General features: G+C 48.1%; 27 protein-coding genes. 8 read left to right on the forward strand and 19 right to left on the reverse strand.

Going from position 1 to position 14,916, the window contains the following annotated elements:
* Positions 1-111: 111 nt before the first annotated feature.
* From BDE01S_RS11160 to BDE01S_RS11175, 17 genes are all read right to left on the reverse strand, one after another.
* Positions 112-282 carry a hypothetical protein gene (locus BDE01S_RS11160; RefSeq protein WP_156472584.1) on the reverse strand — a complete coding sequence of 57 codons (171 nt, stop codon included), beginning with the start codon at positions 280-282 and terminating at the stop codon, positions 112-114.
* A complete protein-coding gene (locus BDE01S_RS00190) occupies positions 275-466 on the reverse strand; it encodes a hypothetical protein (protein ID WP_066075588.1) in 192 nt (63 codons plus the stop codon). The genes BDE01S_RS11160 and BDE01S_RS00190 overlap by 8 nt, the downstream gene beginning before the upstream one ends.
* 30 nt (positions 467-496) lie before the next feature.
* Entirely contained in the window at positions 497-823 is a 327-nt protein-coding gene (locus tag BDE01S_RS00195) for a hypothetical protein (protein ID WP_066075592.1), read from the reverse strand.
* Entirely contained in the window at positions 820-990 is a 171-nt protein-coding gene (locus BDE01S_RS11165) for a hypothetical protein (RefSeq protein WP_156472585.1), read from the reverse strand. The genes BDE01S_RS00195 and BDE01S_RS11165 overlap by 4 nt, the downstream gene beginning before the upstream one ends.
* A 69-nt stretch (positions 991-1,059) precedes the next feature.
* Positions 1,060-1,320 carry a hypothetical protein gene (locus BDE01S_RS00200; RefSeq protein WP_066075595.1) on the reverse strand — a complete coding sequence of 87 codons (261 nt, stop codon included), beginning with the start codon at positions 1,318-1,320 and terminating at the stop codon, positions 1,060-1,062.
* A 450-nt stretch (positions 1,321-1,770) separates the two neighbouring features.
* Positions 1,771-1,986, reverse strand: coding sequence for a hypothetical protein (locus BDE01S_RS00205; RefSeq protein ID WP_066075598.1), 216 nt, complete (start codon positions 1,984-1,986; stop codon positions 1,771-1,773).
* Positions 1,987-2,652: 666 nt separating this feature from the next.
* Complete coding sequence (locus BDE01S_RS00210; RefSeq protein WP_245934316.1) at positions 2,653-3,120, reverse strand: ImmA/IrrE family metallo-endopeptidase; 468 nt, start codon at positions 3,118-3,120, stop codon at positions 2,653-2,655.
* Positions 3,104-3,490 carry a helix-turn-helix domain-containing protein gene (locus tag BDE01S_RS00215; protein WP_066075603.1) on the reverse strand — a complete coding sequence of 129 codons (387 nt, stop codon included), beginning with the start codon at positions 3,488-3,490 and terminating at the stop codon, positions 3,104-3,106. The genes BDE01S_RS00210 and BDE01S_RS00215 overlap by 17 nt, the downstream gene beginning before the upstream one ends.
* Positions 3,491-3,648: 158 nt before the next feature.
* On the reverse strand, positions 3,649-4,200 hold the full coding sequence (locus BDE01S_RS00220; protein ID WP_066075606.1) for a hypothetical protein: 552 nt from the start codon (positions 4,198-4,200) through the stop codon (positions 3,649-3,651).
* Positions 4,201-4,237: 37 nt separating this feature from the next.
* The gene (locus BDE01S_RS00225) at positions 4,238-4,555 is read right to left on the reverse strand and encodes a hypothetical protein (protein ID WP_066075607.1); all 318 of its coding nucleotides are present in this window, start codon (positions 4,553-4,555) and stop codon (positions 4,238-4,240) included.
* A gap of 12 nt (positions 4,556-4,567) precedes the next feature.
* Positions 4,568-5,293: a hypothetical protein gene (locus BDE01S_RS00230; RefSeq protein WP_066075610.1), complete on the reverse strand. Its 726-nt coding sequence runs from the start codon at positions 5,291-5,293 to the stop codon at positions 4,568-4,570.
* A gap of 3 nt (positions 5,294-5,296) precedes the next feature.
* Positions 5,297-5,641 carry a DUF1064 domain-containing protein gene (locus tag BDE01S_RS00235; protein ID WP_066075611.1) on the reverse strand — a complete coding sequence of 115 codons (345 nt, stop codon included), beginning with the start codon at positions 5,639-5,641 and terminating at the stop codon, positions 5,297-5,299.
* A 46-nt stretch (positions 5,642-5,687) separates the two neighbouring features.
* The gene (locus tag BDE01S_RS00240) at positions 5,688-5,960 is read right to left on the reverse strand and encodes a hypothetical protein (protein ID WP_066075614.1); all 273 of its coding nucleotides are present in this window, start codon (positions 5,958-5,960) and stop codon (positions 5,688-5,690) included.
* A gap of 115 nt (positions 5,961-6,075) precedes the next feature.
* Positions 6,076-6,318 (reverse strand): hypothetical protein, encoded by a 243-nt coding sequence (locus BDE01S_RS00245; RefSeq protein ID WP_066075617.1) that lies wholly within the window; start codon positions 6,316-6,318, stop codon positions 6,076-6,078.
* On the reverse strand, positions 6,315-7,691 hold the full coding sequence (locus tag BDE01S_RS00250; protein ID WP_245934315.1) for a replicative DNA helicase: 1,377 nt from the start codon (positions 7,689-7,691) through the stop codon (positions 6,315-6,317). Before BDE01S_RS00250 ends, BDE01S_RS00245 begins: the two co-directional genes overlap by 4 nt.
* 2 nt (positions 7,692-7,693) lie before the next feature.
* Entirely contained in the window at positions 7,694-8,698 is a 1,005-nt protein-coding gene (locus BDE01S_RS11170) for a replication protein (RefSeq protein ID WP_066075621.1), read from the reverse strand.
* Positions 8,695-8,928, reverse strand: coding sequence for a hypothetical protein (locus BDE01S_RS11175; protein WP_169798075.1), 234 nt, complete (start codon positions 8,926-8,928; stop codon positions 8,695-8,697). The genes BDE01S_RS11170 and BDE01S_RS11175 overlap by 4 nt, the downstream gene beginning before the upstream one ends.
* 96 nt (positions 8,929-9,024) lie before the next feature.
* Here BDE01S_RS11175 and BDE01S_RS00260 point away from each other — a divergent pair, with 96 nt between their 5' ends.
* The gene (locus tag BDE01S_RS00260) at positions 9,025-9,258 is read left to right on the forward strand and encodes a hypothetical protein (RefSeq protein ID WP_066075624.1); all 234 of its coding nucleotides are present in this window, start codon (positions 9,025-9,027) and stop codon (positions 9,256-9,258) included.
* A 73-nt stretch (positions 9,259-9,331) separates the two neighbouring features.
* Here BDE01S_RS00260 and BDE01S_RS10990 read toward each other — a convergent pair whose 3' ends face one another.
* Positions 9,332-9,526 (reverse strand): transcriptional regulator, encoded by a 195-nt coding sequence (locus tag BDE01S_RS10990; protein WP_082790369.1) that lies wholly within the window; start codon positions 9,524-9,526, stop codon positions 9,332-9,334.
* Between the two features lie 120 nt (positions 9,527-9,646).
* On the opposite strand from BDE01S_RS10990, the gene BDE01S_RS00265 reads away from it, so the two are divergent.
* The 5 genes from BDE01S_RS00265 to BDE01S_RS00280 all read left to right on the forward strand — a co-directional run bounded on the left by BDE01S_RS00265 (position 9,647) and on the right by BDE01S_RS00280 (position 12,715).
* The gene (locus BDE01S_RS00265) at positions 9,647-10,330 is read left to right on the forward strand and encodes a LexA family transcriptional regulator (protein WP_066075627.1); all 684 of its coding nucleotides are present in this window, start codon (positions 9,647-9,649) and stop codon (positions 10,328-10,330) included.
* A 38-nt stretch (positions 10,331-10,368) separates the two neighbouring features.
* The gene (locus BDE01S_RS00270) at positions 10,369-10,698 is read left to right on the forward strand and encodes a hypothetical protein (protein WP_066075630.1); all 330 of its coding nucleotides are present in this window, start codon (positions 10,369-10,371) and stop codon (positions 10,696-10,698) included.
* A 14-nt stretch (positions 10,699-10,712) separates the two neighbouring features.
* Positions 10,713-11,423 (forward strand): hypothetical protein, encoded by a 711-nt coding sequence (locus BDE01S_RS00275; RefSeq protein ID WP_066075633.1) that lies wholly within the window; start codon positions 10,713-10,715, stop codon positions 11,421-11,423.
* Positions 11,424-11,633: 210 nt separating this feature from the next.
* Positions 11,634-11,786: a hypothetical protein gene (locus BDE01S_RS11395; RefSeq protein ID WP_169798076.1), complete on the forward strand. Its 153-nt coding sequence runs from the start codon at positions 11,634-11,636 to the stop codon at positions 11,784-11,786.
* 26 nt (positions 11,787-11,812) lie between these two features.
* Positions 11,813-12,715: a DNA adenine methylase gene (locus BDE01S_RS00280; protein ID WP_218015840.1), complete on the forward strand. Its 903-nt coding sequence runs from the start codon at positions 11,813-11,815 to the stop codon at positions 12,713-12,715.
* 1 nt (position 12,716) lies between these two features.
* Here BDE01S_RS00280 and BDE01S_RS00285 read toward each other — a convergent pair whose 3' ends face one another.
* On the reverse strand, positions 12,717-12,929 hold the full coding sequence (locus BDE01S_RS00285; RefSeq protein WP_066075635.1) for a hypothetical protein: 213 nt from the start codon (positions 12,927-12,929) through the stop codon (positions 12,717-12,719).
* A gap of 319 nt (positions 12,930-13,248) precedes the next feature.
* On the opposite strand from BDE01S_RS00285, the gene BDE01S_RS00290 reads away from it, so the two are divergent.
* Positions 13,249-13,641 carry a terminase small subunit gene (locus BDE01S_RS00290; RefSeq protein WP_066075638.1) on the forward strand — a complete coding sequence of 131 codons (393 nt, stop codon included), beginning with the start codon at positions 13,249-13,251 and terminating at the stop codon, positions 13,639-13,641.
* Positions 13,634-14,875, forward strand: a complete 1,242-nt coding sequence (locus BDE01S_RS00295; RefSeq protein ID WP_066075641.1) for a PBSX family phage terminase large subunit — start codon at positions 13,634-13,636, stop codon at positions 14,873-14,875. Before BDE01S_RS00290 ends, BDE01S_RS00295 begins: the two co-directional genes overlap by 8 nt.
* The last annotated feature ends 41 nt before the right edge of the window (positions 14,876-14,916 follow it).

Raw genomic sequence — 14,916 nt, forward strand, 5'->3', positions numbered from 1 at the left:
ATTTATATCGGGTGGGGTCGCTGCCGTGATAGCGGTCGGTGTCGCTAGGGTCGGCGGGCAGGCTTTCTTCTCGGTAGCTCATTTGTTTTCTCCGTAAAAAAGCCGTCTTTTTCAGACGGCCTTTTTTCTGTGTTCTTGCTCTTTCCATGCTTGCCACACTATATCGGTGGTGGGGCTGAAGTAGTCGCCTAAAATATCCCGCTCAAGACGTTTGCGGTATTTGGTGGGTTGCTTGGCGTACCATTTTTCAAATTCCCTGCGGGTTTGGATTTCGTCAATCATGGCTTGGCTCTTCTACCATGCCGCCCCCTGCGAGATGGGGGCAGGCTTCAAAGTTGATTTGGGTTTCGGTCGTCATGCATTCGGCCTGCGTGGTTTGCTCGGGCTTGCTGCTGTAGGCGATACCGTGGGTGCAGAAGCCGAGGGCAAAGGCGGCGGCGGTCAGCAGGGGGTAGCGTAGTTTCATTTTTTTGCTCCATGAAAAAAGCCGCCATTTTCAGGCGGCTTGTTTTTGTGCTTGGCGGCTCTCGGCGGCCAACTTGTCGATTTGGTCGGTAAATGTGAAGTCGGCGCGGTATTCAATCCAAAAGGCCATGGCTTCGGCTTCGGCTTCCCCGATGTCTTCGGCGGCGTAAATCAGGCATTCGCGCCAGTTGTCGGTATCGTATTCTTCGCCTGAGTCTGCTGCGTTTTCTTGATACTGGCAGGCTTCGACTTGGGCGATGGCTTGGCAGTCGGCTTTATATACAAGGGCGATGCGTTCGCGCTCGCTGTCGTCAAGCTGGCGTTGGTTTTCGCGGCGGTAGTATTCTGCTTCGGTCATGTCTCACTCCAGTATTCGAGGTCGTCTTCGGCCTGCTGCATGGCGCGGCGGTGGGCCTGCTCTATGGCTGCCTGTTTGGTCGGCTCGTCCAGCCAGTCGGGTATTTCGAGATAGGCAATCTCAAAGTGCCATTTGTAGCGTTCTAACAGGTATTTGGTGGGGCTCATGGTGTTTCCTTTGCTGTGGTTGCCCCGCCCTGCTTTCTGCCTTGCGGCCGCTGTTGCGGGGCGGGTGGTTTAGGCTGCGGCCATCTGCCAGCTTTGCACTCGATACAGGGCTTGCTGAATGGCCTGCTCTACTGCGTGGTCTTCTTTTTCGCCGCCTTGGGTTTTGGTGTCGATTTCGCTGTAGAGCTGTTTAATGATGTGAACTTGGGTGTCGATGCGCTCGTTGTCGGCGGCCATGATGCCGATGTGGCGGGCGCGGTGAATGTTGGTTTGAATGCCGCGTACTTGTTCGATGGTGCGGGCGATTTTGATTTGGTTGGCTTGTTTCATTTGCTTGCTCCTTGTTTGTTGAAGATATTTAATCGGGCGGCCTGCGGTGCAAACCGCCCTGTTAAATGTCCTCTTTCAGCAGCCTTGCGCTGCCTACTTCGCTTATTCCCAGCGTCGTATCTGATTTGCCTCGTTCACACTAGATTTTTGTCTAGCCTCGGCTTGTTTGCGGCAGGCTGTATCAGAAAGCCTGCCTAGCAGCTCTCGCTGCTTTTTGCACCTAACTGTTAAAGAACATTGAAGTGTTTTGCTTCGATGGGTGTATTCTACTTTAAGTAGTATTAAATAGCAACTTAAAGTAGCCTTTATTTCATACTAAAAGTAGTGTTTGTTGATTTTAAATAGAATTTTGTGTGTGAATTTATGAAATAAACAAAACTGCCCCATTGGGGCGGCTTGCTACAGGCAAAATAAAAACCCGCTCTGGGCGGGTTTGGTGTGTGCTTTAGCTTATCGGCTTGCCAGCCATTCGGTACAGATTTTTTTAAGGGCTTGGATTTTGCTGCCCCCTGCTTTTTCGATGGCCGCCAGAACGGCATCGATGTCTTCGGCTTTGCCTTTAACGGCAAACTGCTTGTATTCGCCGCTGGCGAGCTTGGCTTTGGCAAAGGCGGCGGCGGTGGTCTGCCGCAGCTTGCGGGAATGCTCGGTATTGGAATTTGCCATTTCGGGTATCCTTTGGTAAGATGGTTATATAAAGTTTGGAGGAAGGGCGGCGTTTCCACCGCCCCGATTTAGTTAACTACGTTACCATGCTTTGCTAGAGATAAGTAACATAATCAACAGGATTAAGAACTTAATCATTTTCATCACCTCCTTTCTTTTTCGGATTTCCCGCCGCCTCCAACGGCGGGATTTCTTCTTTCCTAATCCATAAATGTATTATATCGTAGCCATATAATAAAGCCAAGCATTTTTATAAAAAAACCGCCCTACTTTGGGCGGTTTTGGTTACTCGGCAGCTAATTATGGCTAATTTGCCATAATTAGCATCAGTTATCGGCTAGGCAAACTGCGGCAATGAGTGCATACAATTTCCCATTGGCCGTTGCGATAACGGTCATATTGGCGAACGCGAACTGGTTTTAAGCCAGTACAGTTACAATTGCAGGTCATTATCTGATCTCCTATTGTAATGCGTGCTACGTTTTCAATTTTTTTACAACCTTTCGAAATGTAAAAAATTTGCTCCTGCGCCGGTATCATAGGATAATTCACGGTCTAGTAAATTTGTGTATCCTCATAATACACAGCGGTTAGTGTAAAGTTGCACATTCAAATCACTAACTATACGCGACTTGGGATGCGCCAACATTCCAAGTCGTTTTCTTTTTAAAATTTCAAAGTTAACTGCTCTGGGAAATACTTAATGCCCATTTGTTTCAAAATACATTTTGCAAACTGGTCTGCCTGCCATTCGGAATCTTCTTGCTGTGTAGGTAGAGCATCACTATGATGCAGCATCGCTTTATGACCTAATAGCAAATGTCCCAATTCATGAAAGAAAATAAAAATGGCCTCATCCTCGCCAAAACAAATACGCGAGTAGAGGCTATTCGGCAATAGGATGGTACCGTTATTACACATTGCATTGGTAATATCCAGCCACTCATCATCTGCCACAACATCAATTACAATACCATACTCTTCCAACATTTCCATAAACGTATCCATTTTTTTACGGGTACGCTTATCTACCACCAAAAACTTGGCGGCCTCGTTTGCAAAAAACCGAATTGTATCTTCACTTAACGTTTCCACGCGCGTACCACGCATTGAGTATTTAATTTGCTGCATCATCACCTTCTTTCAATGACTCTTTCTGATGAATGGTTCTTAATAATTCAGCAAATCGATTCAATTGTTCTTTGCTGAATTCCGAGCTGGCAAAACCAGCTACCAACATTTGTTGCTGCAAACTTAAGCCGCTTAACGATACATTCTCATTAGAAACCATGGCCTTTTGCTTTAGGTTATCTACTGGATGACCTAATTTTTCGAAAAAAACCTCAACTTTTTCAACAAAATCCATTGGCACTTTACTGCGACCGGTTTCCATGGCACTTAAAAAGGCAGGGGAAGTACCTAGTGCAGTCGCCATTGTTTGTAAAGTTTGTTTGGTTTGACGACGAGCCGCTCGAACGGCTTCGCCGAATGTAGTCAGTCCCATTGTGCAAGCTCCTTTTCTGTATATACAGTAACTATACTGCATTTGATTCAGGCCGATAATACCAAACCATAAAGCATATTTCAAGTATTTTAGTTGAAAAGTTGAAGATATTGTTACAAAACACAAAACAGCCTATTTAAACCGTTTTACATCTCATTTTACCCGATAACGCCCCGCTCTTTGAAAATAGCACGGCAGGCATCCAGCCCCGCGCGTTCGTAGTGGCTCAGGCGTTGAGCAAGGCGTTTAACCTTGTTGCTGATGGTTTGCCTCGTACAGCTTGCGGATTGGGCAATCGCGGTAATGTCGGTTTTCCTGCGGTTCAGGATTTTGCCGATAAGCTCACGCCGTGCGGCTTTGCCTATGCCGTCCAGTTCGCCTTTATCCTGCGCGGCCAGCAAGCCCAAATTGTCGGCGGCCTGCGTCCATGCCTGCGATTGGCGTTCGCCGCCGCAGCAGGGGCATTCGCCCGGGGTGTCGGCAAAGCGCACGGTCAATGCCCACCGCTGCGGGTCGGGAAGCTCGTTTAAAATGTTGTGTATCATGGCGGCCTGCGCTGCGCCGTCTGTACCGTGTAAGCCGTGGCCGCTGCCGATGGCGCCTTGATTTAACAGGCCGCTCATGATGTTTTTGGGGGATTGCTCAAACGAGTAATGAAAGGCGAATGTTAAGGCGTCTTCTGCGCTGCGGAATGGTGCTTGCTCTGTCATGGTGCGGGATTTCCTGCGGGTTATTTGAATACGGCTGTTAGTTTGCAGACTTCGGGCTGTATGGTTTTGTATCGTAGCCGTCCCAGCCGTCGAAGCCGATTGAATCCGGAAACATTTCCGTATTGTGGTAGGCGTGGTTTAGTGTCATGGCTTCGGCCTCTGTAACTAAGTAAACTTCGATGTCATAGCCTTCCCCGTCATTCTGAAAGCCTGTTCCCATTTCAAAGCCGTCAGAATGAGTTAAGGCGGCTTCGATAGCGGATTTCAGCTTTTCCAATGCAGGACGCGTGCCGCAAATGATTAAATCGTCGTGATATTGCTGCTGCCCGTAAACATGTAGGATTTCATCAAGCATTTTTCAGTTCTTTCATTTAAAAGCGGCGGGCAAGGCGGCGTAAAGGCCGTTTGCCTTTGCCCAATCGGCAAATTCAGACGGCGGTACGGTTTTCAGGCTCTCCACGCCAAACAAACGGTGCAGCGCGTCTTTAATCCATGCGGTGCGGTTTTCGGCGGCTTTCTTTTCAAACCACGCGGCGGCTTCGCTTGGGGTGTTGATGTTTTTGCCGTAGTGCTGTAATACGCCCATTTCGCCCAACGAATGCTGCAATGCGTGTTCTTCATGGCGCAGCGGTAAGCCTGAATATTCGGGCTTGGAAGCCGTGCCGCTGCCTGCGGCCACACGGCGCACATGCGCATATTCGCAGCGGTATTCGCCGATTTCTTCCACCCAATCGCCCTTATTACTGATGGCAGACGGACGGCTGCGCGTCCATTGCTGATAAGCCTCATCGCTGCCGATAACGAACCACAGGGACGGATTGTTGAAGAAACCTTTTTTATACAGAGTTTGATAATACGCGCCGTAGTCTTGGGCTGCGTCGGCGGCTTCTTCCACATCGGCAGCCTCCGCTTTCGCCACCCCGTAGGCTTGGCGGCCGTCCGAAAGCGTTACCAACACATCAGCGTCCCAAAAGCCGTTGGTTACCGCCTTATGCTGCTCAATCGGCACCTCCACCACCACGCGGCACACGCCCAACGATTTCACCGCCTTTACATCGGCCACGCGGCCATACAGCCCGATAAACTCACTCATTGCCTAAACCTCCAAAATCCGTATGCCGTGAACTTTCAACATCAATTTGCGTTTGATGATGTAGTCGGGCGTTTTGAAACCCTTCACATCAATCACATCTACCCTGCCGCTGGCGCGCGTTACCACAAAATCAGCAATATATTTGCACGCCCGCTCTACCACTTTGCCATCTGCGCCGCGCTGAGCCGGTATCAGCTCAAACGGCACCTGCTTTCGAATATCCGCCACGCGCGTTTCAGGGTCGGCGGCGCGGCGCAATGCTTCGAGCTTGGCGGCATACTGCGCTTCTCTGCGGCTGTCGTAGCCGTTGGTCTTGCGGTTGCCGTATTTGCTTCCTACCGTCGCCATAAACCGAACTCCACGGCCAAGCTGCAAATCATTTCAATCAGTATGCTCATTTGTTTTCACTTTCCCGCTTGCGCCGCTCTTCGCACAAACGGCGGCTAAATTCCAATCCCATACGGTTACGCTTTTCAATGCAGTCTTGCAGCTCGATTTGCGCCTGCTTTCGGGATTTACGCTCTTTCTCAAGTTCTTCTTCCATATTGGCCAAGGCTTCCAGCAGTCCTAAATATTTGCTGCGGTCTTTGTAGTCGAGATAAAGGGCAAAACCTATCAAAAGAAAAAATCCCGCCATGACAATTACGGCAAACAATGCTTCACTCATTTTGCAGCCCGCTTTCTTTTTTAATAAATCTCTCAAATTTACGTTTTAAGCGCACTTTTGGCTCTTGGCAGGGGTAGATATAGGAAAACGATTTAACCCGCCTTCCTGCTTAAATTTACCCGCCTAGCGTTGATTTTCTCCTTAACTTTGCAAACGCCTGTTCCCGTTTCACCTTTTCCACCGCATCTGCCGTCTGAAAATCCCCGCAAACATGGCCGCGCGGCTTCCAATGCCCTACGCCCTCCTTCGCGCATTCCCCGTAACCCTGTCTTGCCCACCAACCCAGCACACGCACACCGTCGGCGTTGATTTCGGTCGGTACGCGCCAATGGCGGCAGGTCAGGCAAGATTGCTTCATGCGCTCCGCCTTTTCGGTTGTTCGTCATGCTTCGGCGGCTGCCAGAAATAATCAGGCTCGTTCGTGAAGCGTTGGAAACGGCCTTGATAACCGACAATCAGCTTGCCCATTTCCCCGTTTCGGTTTTTGGCGATAATCAACTCTGCCAGGTCGGGATTACTGTTTTCAGGGTCGTAGTAGTGTTCACGGTGGGGCATGATGATGATGTTCGCGTCTTGCTCAATCCCGCCGCTGCCGCGTATATCCGCCATTGTCGGGCGTTTGTCGTTCTGCTTGGCAACGGCGCGGTTTAACTGCGCCACCAAAATCACGGGGATTTTTAACTCTGCCGCCAAGCGTTTCAGCTTGCCCGTAATATCGGCCAGCTCTTGCACTTCGCTGTTTCTGCCCGGCTTGGGGATTAAGTGCAGATGGTCGATAACCAGCAAATCAAGGCCGTCTGAAAGTTTTTTATCCCGCGCCAGCAAGCAAAGGCGGTCGGCGTCAATCGGGGCGGTGTCGATGGTAAATTTCCAGTCCATCGCCGCACTGAAAAAATCGCTTTGACGGTGGTATTCGGATTGTGTCAGGCTTGCTTTCATCAGGTTGCCCATGTCGATGCCCGCCTCCGCTGCAATCGCTCGCAGCATCAACTCCCGCTGCGTCATTTCGTAGCTTTGGAAGTGAACAACCTTACCCGCTTTGGCAACGGCTCGGGCAATGTTTTCTGCCAAGATGGTTTTACCCATGCTCGGGCGGGCTGCAATCACAATCAGGTTTCCCGCCTGCAAGCCTTTGATGGCGTCATCAAGCTGTTTCAGTCCTGTGCTTAACCCCAAAAAATCGCCCCGTTCGTGAACTTCGGAAATGTAGTCCAGCACGTCATTCAGGGCTTCGTGATACGTCATTTCGGTTTTCGCCCGTTTGAGCAGCGTGTCGTTGACTTCACGCAGTACCGCTGCGGCTTCCGTGCATTTGTCGGCAGTTGTTTTGCCTTCACGGCTCAAGGCGATTTCTTCGATTTTTGCACCCGCCGCCAGCAAGCGGCGCTCGGTATGGCGGTTTTCCACGATTTCCGCGTATCGGCGGATATTGGCGGCAGACGGCACGTTTTGCGCCAAGTCAATCAGGTAGGCCAGCTCGCCCGCTTCTTCAGCTTGGCTTTTGGCCTTCAAGCGTTCCGATACGGAAACTACGTCGGCGCTTTTGCCGTCTGCGGCCAAGTCAGCAATCGCGCTGAAAATCATGCGGTGCGACGGCAGGTAAAACATTTCGGCTTTCAGGTCTGCAACCTTGGCAAATGCGGCAGTGTCCACCATCAGGCCGCCCAATACTGCCTGCTCCGCTTCCTGGCTAAACAGCTCTTCCATCGGGTTGTTTTCAAATTCGTTCACGGTTATTTCTCCAGTACGCGGGCTTCCAGCGTTTCAGGGCGCAGCAGGTAATCAATCCCGGCTTTCCAAGTTTTGTGGCTGTGGCGTTCAGCCGTCCCGTTGATAAACGGGTCTTGCAGGCATTCCCCGAAGTAGGTTTCAAACCACTGCAAAACGTGCTTGCCGCTCGGCTCTTCGCCGTCAATCAGGCCGTTTTCGTCTTTCCAAGCCTCCAAGCGCAGTTTGGCAATCTGCCATGCGTAGGGGATTAGCTTCAGGCGTTTTTCGTTGGTTTGCGTGTAACCCATGCGCCCAGTCTTGGGGTTGGGTACAGTTTGCAGGTTGACTTTCACAACCCCATCGCAATCAGCGAAAACCCGATTGAACACCTCGACGACCGCCTCAAACCGTTTTTTGTTTTCAGCAACGGATTTTTTCGGGGCGGGAGTCGCCGCTTCGGCGGCGACACTCTCTCGGTCTTCAGCAATCTGTTTTTCGCCTGCAAAATTTTGGTCTTCAGCCAAGTCATTTTCGCCTGCAAAATTTCCATCGACGACACTCTTTTTGTCTAGTGGGTTTTGTATTGGGTTTTGTGTGTCCCCATTTTCGGGACTGGTGGCAGTCCCCATTTTCGGGACTACCCTAGTCCATTTTTCGGGACTGGTGCCGTTTTTTGGGTAGTCCCCATTTTCGGGACTGGTAGCAGTCCCCATTTTCGGGACTGGTTCACCCATATTTTCGGGCAATTTTTTTAGGGTATATTCGTTAGTCATTCCTGAGCGTTTTACGGGGCATATCAGATTGAATTTTTCCAATTCGGCCAAACAGGCCATAACGGTATCTCGCTTTTTAATGCCACTGTATTGCATGAACTGACTGATGGAAATTTTGTCCGAAGACTTCCCCCAGCCCGTTGTTTTGCGCACAATCATGATGTACAGCTTGAAAGCATTTGGCGAAAGTTGCCACATCAGTTCGTCAACAACCGCATTCGGCACTTGAAAGGCATTTACGATATATTTACTCATTGCGCCACCTGCTTGTCTTTCTCTAACTCTAATTCAGCCTGCCACAGCTCAAAATGTTCACGGGCTTTGGAAATGTTTTCAATCTGCATATAGCCGACAATCAGCATACGCAACTCATAAAGTCGCTTTTCGCGCTTGCTTAAATCTGTTTTTTCATTCATAATCTTCAAACCTACCTGCAAAAAGTAAGTACCTAGAAATTGCCCACGTTCGCGCGTGGGCTTTTTCACGTTTGTTACCCGTCTGTCCGGGCTGTCAAGCGTCTGTCCGCTTTGTCATGTCTCCGCTATAATTGAAGCTCCACAACCACAATTAACGGAGTAACAATGAAGGTCAAACTACATTTTCTTCCCTCAGCAAATCACCCAGCCGTCGCACTCTTGCAAAATACCAGTATCGAAATACCGGAATTTGCGATACCGCAACGAGGGGATATTCTGAATATCGAAGGTATTTACGGCCTACCGGGGAAACTGAGGGTTTCCGACAGATATGTGCATATTGACGCTCTAAACGCTTTCGCAGCTCTCGAATTGATGATTGAGCTCGATCAATCGTAATCCGTAACAGTAAAGCCGTCTGAATGCCTAAAAGAAGCAGCACGGTTTTTTCAAAAGCACTCATTACTTTCCCTTAATCGAAAATGTCGGGGCGGAGTTCGGACGGCTTTAATTTCCCTTTAGAAAGTTTTACCAATTCCTGACACCGTTCTGCCGGGATTTGCTTCTTCCACTTCGATACAGCCCACGGACGAATGCCAAAATGTTTTGCAATGCTGGAAATGCTGCCGCAGTTATCCAGCATTTTTTGAAATGCTTCATTATTCATAATCAGTGCACAATTAATTTTAAGGTAGCTACTTAAAGTAGATTTTATACTACTGAAAATAGAATTGCAATCTCTTAACTTTCTCGTTATGATTTCTACCAAAAGTAGAAAGCAGCTACCATGACATCAAAAGAAGTTAAATATCCTGAATTTGCCGAACGCCTGAACAAGGCGAAAGAAAAAGCCGGAATAGAACTTCCCGAGCTATCTAAAAATACTGGAATCAGCTATGAGATGGTGAGACGCTACACATTAGGGCTGGCGCAGCCACGGACGGACGGTATGGAGCGTTTGGCTGAAGTATTAAATGTATCTGCGCCGTGGCTGCAATTTGGAGAAAGCCTGATGCCTCAAGCAGGGGCGATTGCCATTCAAGAAGAAGTTGATACAGAGCATACCCATTTTGAAATTCAAATGTATGAATACAAGCTTTCTGCAGGTACGGGTAATTTCGTATGGGTCACAAATCACAAAGAAGATCCGCTAACTTTCAGGGAGAGATGGTTTAGAGCAAGGCGACTGAATCCAAACACCCTTAGGGGGATGTATGTACGCGGTAACAGCATGGAGCCCGATTTGAAAGATTGGGATACTGTGATTATAGACATCAGTGATTTGGATATAGCGGATGATGAAATTTACGCCGTTGTCTTTAAAGATAAGTTTTATATTAAGCGTATTAGGCAGACTGAAGATGGTCTACTGTTAATTAGTAGTAATCCCGACTACCCTCCTATCGAAGTAACGCCAGAGTCTTCACATCAGTTTCAGTTGCTTGGTCGCATGGTTTGGCGTGGCGGCTAATTTACAGCGTGGCTTTTGAAAAAGTAGTTCGGTTTTAAGTGATAACGTTAATTGTTTCACTTTATGAAGCATCCAGCGAAAAACCTCGAGGAATTGGGGGGAATAGACGTATTTATTGGCAAGGTTATCCGTACGCCAATAACATTGAAATATTAGAAACCATTTTCGATGATGCAATCCAGGCTGTTCCTTTTCTAACTAAAGAACAAGCAAAAATAGCTCAGGCGATGGCCGCTTTTATGTATATTTGGGGACTTTCAAAAATTCCTAAATGGTTCTTGAGATATGAATTTAATCATGAACTTGATGATGATTCTATTCCCAGAATGTTATATTTCTACGCCATGTTTAAATTAATTAAACTCTAAAGGAGTATATTAATATGAAAAAATTAATTGCTATTTTGATGATTGGCTTGCTGGCTGCTTGCTCAGATCCTAAAGATATTCTGTTAACAAAAGCAGAAGATGTTGAGAAAAACGCCGAGCAGATTAAAAAATTATCTGATGATGAGAAAAAATTATTGGTTGCCTATGTTTTTCGTGCTGAAGCCGGGCAAATTTTTGGAGCAAACGCAAGTGACAACTACGGTATTACTGTAGGGGAAGCAATCAAGCGGCAAAAACAATTTGCAGAAGAGCAAAAGGTAAAAGAAGAGGCAAAAAAAGCTGAGGAAGAAAAAGCCCGAAAAGAGCTGGAGGCAAAGCGGACTGTGTTAAATTCAGCGGTTGACGTAATTTTTGTTCATCATGAGTTTCAGCAGGGTAAATATAAATATGATGACAAAGTTCGTATTGCACTCAAAATTATCAATAAATCCGATAAAGCCATTACCGGGATTAAAGGGATTCTCACTTTTACTGATAAATTTGATGATGTCTTGAAAAAAGTTGAGTTCAAGAGCGATTTTATAGAGCTTGATGGAAAACTGGCACCGGGAAAAGAATTTGATTTTAGCGGTACGGTAGATGTTAATCACTTTATCCAAGAGGATATTAAATTTGCAGAAACCCCGACAAAAGATATGAAATTCACTTACGAGCCAGAAGTTGTAATCTTTGAGGACGGCAGCAAACTTGAAGTAGGCAAATAACCTTTACACTTGACAATTTGACAAAAGTGTAAAATAATTCCCCCTAATTTGATACTGTATCTTCTTGTATCTAGAGAAACCGCCCTTAAAAAGGCGGTTTTTTTACGCCTGAAATATCGGCGTGCAGTACGGCAAAAAGCCCTGAAAGGCTGGAATCTTTCAGGGCTTTTCTGTTTACAACCCTTTAACGGACAAAGGATTGAAAATTGAATGAAGTATAACCCGAAAACGCGTTTAAAGATAGGTGGGAAAATGAGTGAATACGGTGCAGATAAAGTTGGCGACAAGCTGGCCAATGCCGCTTTGATTTTTGCTTCTTTGGTTGGCTTGGCGGCAGTAATTGCCGCCGTGAAATGGTGGTAGCCGTCTGAAAACAGACGGCCTTTTTTATGGTTGTGATTATGCTGTATTTAAACCCATCAAAAATCCGTAAAGGCCGCCCTATCGGCTTACCGTATCAGGGCAGTAAAAAGAAAATCAGCAAACAGATTGTGCAAATCATCATTCAGAATTTCGGACGCGAAAAACCTGTATATGATTTGTTCGGCGGCGGCGGAGCAGTTACAGTGGAATGCCTGTTGAACGGCCTTGATGTCCGCTACAACGACTTATGCCCAATTTCGGGCGCGATGCTGAAACGGGTTATCAGTCAAGACCGCGATTGGCTGAAATCCCTGATTGTCAGCCGTGAAGAATTTTTGCATATCCGCGCCCTGCCTGAAAAAAGTATTGATGACGAAATCAAGCTGCTGGTGAACAGCTTCGGCTACAACCGCCGCAGTTATCTGTACAGTAGGAAAATTGCCGATATGAAGTATCGGGCCGCGATTGAAATTATCCGCAGGCATGATACCTTTAGCGGGTATCGGGAAACAGAAACCTATCGGCAGCTTCTGAAGCTGGGACAGATACGGCTGGAACAGATGACACGGATTCATCAGCTTCAACGGCTTCAACAGTTGGAACAGCTTCAACAGCTGGAAACAACCGCCAAAGACTACCGCGCCTTTTCTGAAATAGAAGGCGCGGTTTTGTATTGCGACCCGCCATATGAAAACAGCGATATGGGCGGCTACACGCAAAGCCGTTTCGACAGCCCCGCGTTTTACGATTGGGCGGCAGAGATGGCGCAAAAGAATATCGTGATTATCAGCAGCTATCATATTTCAGACCCGCGTTTTGAAGCCGTATTCCACTTTGAAAAAGCCCGTTCAACATTGGCGGGCGGCGGTAATGACGGCAGCGGGAAATATGAAAAGCTGTTTATGCTGAAGCCGCCTGCCAATCATTAAATCAGGCGTTTTCCAAATAAAATGAACAGATGGCAACCAATGCCTGGGTTTTTGAGCCGCCCGCTTTGGCGATGGCGGCGTCGATAATATCCATCTCTGCCGCTTTGCCCTGCACGCCGATGCGGCGGTATTCGCCGCTTTTGAGCTTGGCTTGATTAATGGCGGTGGCAGTTTTAGCATAGCGCTTTTTGGCTTCGGGGGAAATGTTTGTCATGGCTTTTCCTTGATTTTTTCGGCAGGGTTTTGTAAGATAAGGGAACTAGGCGGCGGTTGCCGCCACCGCCTAGCTTTCAGTAAGCCGTTGCGCTTACCAACATCAGAAACAGAAAGAACAGAATTTGAATAGTGATGTTATTCATTTTCTAATCCCTTATGTAATCGCCCCGCTTCGGTGGGGCTTTTCCCGTTGTTGAACCGCTCAACAGGTATTGTTTTAGTTAAAACTAAAACAAAAGTCAAGCATTTTTCACAACAAATCCGCCTTTTGTGGCGGATTTTTTTATTGTTTTTCAAAAAGATATGGGGGGTTTGATATGAGCGATAAAAAACGCCCTGTCGGGCGGCCTTTAGGGTCAAGTAAATTGACTGATGAAGTGATTGAGTGCGCGTGGGCATATTTGAAAGGCGGTTATAAAGAACAAGGAAATGCCGTGCCAAGCATAGCCGGTTTGGCGTTTGCACTGGGACGAAGCCGTGAATGTGTTTACGAATGGGCAAGAAAAAACGAAAATTTTTCTGACATATTAAAGGCAATCAACACCGCACAAGAAATGCTGCTGATTGATAACACGCTGACAGGCGAGTTTAATGCGCCGTTTGCCAAGCTGTTGATGACGAAGCACGGCTATACTGACAAGGTGGACAATACAAGTTCAGACGGCAGCCTATCCCCTACTGTGATTAAGCTGGTTGTGCCTGATGAGTGAGGTACAGATTAAGCTGCCCCGAAAAATAAGACAGGTGTTTACGCAGCCTCGCGGTGCGCTGCGTTATCGCGGGGCGTTCGGCGGGCGCGGTTCGGGCAAATCATTTAATTTTGCGAAGATGGCGGCGATATGGGGGTATATGGAGCCGTTACGCTTTTTGTGCGTGCGTGAGTTTCAGAACTCTATCCCGCAATCTTTTCATGCGGAGTTGAAGGCGGCGATTGCTTCCGAGCCGTGGCTGGAGACGTTTTACGATGTGGGCGTGGACTATCTGCGCGGGGCAAACGGTACGGAGTTTCTGTTTAAGGGTTTGCGTAACAATATTCAGTCTGTGAAGTCTTTGGCTAAGATTGATGTGTGTATCGTTGAGGAAGCTGAGGATATTGCGGAGACAGCCTGGGAAATTCTGGAGCCGACGATACGTGCGCCTAAGTCGGAAATTTGGGTAATCTGGAATCCGAAAAACGAGAACAGCGCGACAGACAGGCGGTTTAGAAAAGATGTGCCGCCGCGCTCGTGTATCGTGGAGATGAATTACAACGACAATCCGTTTTTCCCTGATGTGCTTAAAGAGCAGCGCCTGCACCAGCAAAAGAGCCTTGACCCTGCGCGGTATGCGTGGATATGGGAGGGTGCGTATTATGAGCTTTCGGACGCGCAAGTCTTCAGGAATAAATACCGAATAGATGATTTTGAGCCGTCTGAAGATTGGGAAGGCCCTTATTTCGGCTTGGACTTCGGCTTTTCGGTTGACCCGACGGCTTGTGTGAAGTGTTGGATTTATGACGGCAAGCTGTGGATTGAGCGTGAGGCGGGCGGCGCAGGTATCGAGCTTGACGATACGGCGGCGGAGCTAAAAGCAGCCATGCCTGATGTGGAGAAATACGTTATCCGTGCGGATTCTGCGCGGCCTGAGAGTATCAGCTATTTGAAACGCCACGGCCTGCCCCGCATTACGGGGGCACTGAAAGGCAAAGGCAGCGTGGAAGACGGTATCGGTTTTATCCGTTCGTTCGATAAGGTGGTGATTCATACGCGCTGTGAGGAGGTGGCGCGGGAGTTCAGGCTGTACAGCTACGAGACCGACCGCTTAAGCGGCGATGTGAAGCCTAAGCCCGAGGACAAGCATAACCACTATATCGATGCGCTACGCTATGCGCTGGAGCCGATGACGCGCAGTACCACCGGTATGCTGGATTGGATTGCAGAAGAAGCGGCCAGGCGCGGACAGTAATTTTTAGCACAAATGCCAAACGGCCCTACGGGTTGCTTGGC

It is taken from the genome of Bergeriella denitrificans NBRC 102155, from assembly GCF_001592185.1.
Classification (GTDB): domain Bacteria; phylum Pseudomonadota; class Gammaproteobacteria; order Burkholderiales; family Neisseriaceae; genus Neisseria; species Neisseria denitrificans.

Bases quoted from the DNA above. Each gene is read 5' to 3' on its own strand.
- BDE01S_RS11160 (WP_156472584.1), bottom strand. From the start codon at position 282: ATGATTGACGAAATCCAAACCCGCAGGGAATTTGAAAAATGGTACGCC.
- BDE01S_RS00190 (WP_066075588.1), bottom strand. From the start codon at position 466: ATGAAACTACGCTACCCCCTGCTGACCGCCGCCGCCTTTGCCCTCGGC.
- BDE01S_RS00195 (WP_066075592.1), bottom strand. From the start codon at position 823: ATGACCGAAGCAGAATACTACCGCCGCGAAAACCAACGCCAGCTTGAC.
- BDE01S_RS11165 (WP_156472585.1), bottom strand. From the start codon at position 990: ATGAGCCCCACCAAATACCTGTTAGAACGCTACAAATGGCACTTTGAG.
- BDE01S_RS00200 (WP_066075595.1), bottom strand. From the start codon at position 1,320: ATGAAACAAGCCAACCAAATCAAAATCGCCCGCACCATCGAACAAGTA.
- BDE01S_RS00205 (WP_066075598.1), bottom strand. From the start codon at position 1,986: ATGGCAAATTCCAATACCGAGCATTCCCGCAAGCTGCGGCAGACCACC.
- BDE01S_RS00210 (WP_245934316.1), bottom strand. From the start codon at position 3,120: ATGATGCAGCAAATTAAATACTCAATGCGTGGTACGCGCGTGGAAACG.
- BDE01S_RS00215 (WP_066075603.1), bottom strand. From the start codon at position 3,490: ATGGGACTGACTACATTCGGCGAAGCCGTTCGAGCGGCTCGTCGTCAA.
- BDE01S_RS00220 (WP_066075606.1), bottom strand. From the start codon at position 4,200: ATGACAGAGCAAGCACCATTCCGCAGCGCAGAAGACGCCTTAACATTC.
- BDE01S_RS00225 (WP_066075607.1), bottom strand. From the start codon at position 4,555: ATGCTTGATGAAATCCTACATGTTTACGGGCAGCAGCAATATCACGAC.
- BDE01S_RS00230 (WP_066075610.1), bottom strand. From the start codon at position 5,293: ATGAGTGAGTTTATCGGGCTGTATGGCCGCGTGGCCGATGTAAAGGCG.
- BDE01S_RS00235 (WP_066075611.1), bottom strand. From the start codon at position 5,641: ATGGCGACGGTAGGAAGCAAATACGGCAACCGCAAGACCAACGGCTAC.
- BDE01S_RS00240 (WP_066075614.1), bottom strand. From the start codon at position 5,960: ATGAGTGAAGCATTGTTTGCCGTAATTGTCATGGCGGGATTTTTTCTT.
- BDE01S_RS00245 (WP_066075617.1), bottom strand. From the start codon at position 6,318: ATGAAGCAATCTTGCCTGACCTGCCGCCATTGGCGCGTACCGACCGAA.
- BDE01S_RS11170 (WP_066075621.1), bottom strand. From the start codon at position 8,698: ATGAGTAAATATATCGTAAATGCCTTTCAAGTGCCGAATGCGGTTGTT.
- BDE01S_RS00260 (WP_066075624.1), top strand. From the start codon at position 9,025: ATGAAGGTCAAACTACATTTTCTTCCCTCAGCAAATCACCCAGCCGTC.
- BDE01S_RS10990 (WP_082790369.1), bottom strand. From the start codon at position 9,526: ATGAATAATGAAGCATTTCAAAAAATGCTGGATAACTGCGGCAGCATT.
- BDE01S_RS00265 (WP_066075627.1), top strand. From the start codon at position 9,647: ATGACATCAAAAGAAGTTAAATATCCTGAATTTGCCGAACGCCTGAAC.
- BDE01S_RS00275 (WP_066075633.1), top strand. From the start codon at position 10,713: ATGAAAAAATTAATTGCTATTTTGATGATTGGCTTGCTGGCTGCTTGC.
- BDE01S_RS11395 (WP_169798076.1), top strand. From the start codon at position 11,634: ATGAAGTATAACCCGAAAACGCGTTTAAAGATAGGTGGGAAAATGAGT.
- BDE01S_RS00280 (WP_218015840.1), top strand. From the start codon at position 11,813: ATGGTTGTGATTATGCTGTATTTAAACCCATCAAAAATCCGTAAAGGC.
- BDE01S_RS00285 (WP_066075635.1), bottom strand. From the start codon at position 12,929: ATGACAAACATTTCCCCCGAAGCCAAAAAGCGCTATGCTAAAACTGCC.
- BDE01S_RS00290 (WP_066075638.1), top strand. From the start codon at position 13,249: ATGAGCGATAAAAAACGCCCTGTCGGGCGGCCTTTAGGGTCAAGTAAA.
- BDE01S_RS00295 (WP_066075641.1), top strand. From the start codon at position 13,634: ATGAGTGAGGTACAGATTAAGCTGCCCCGAAAAATAAGACAGGTGTTT.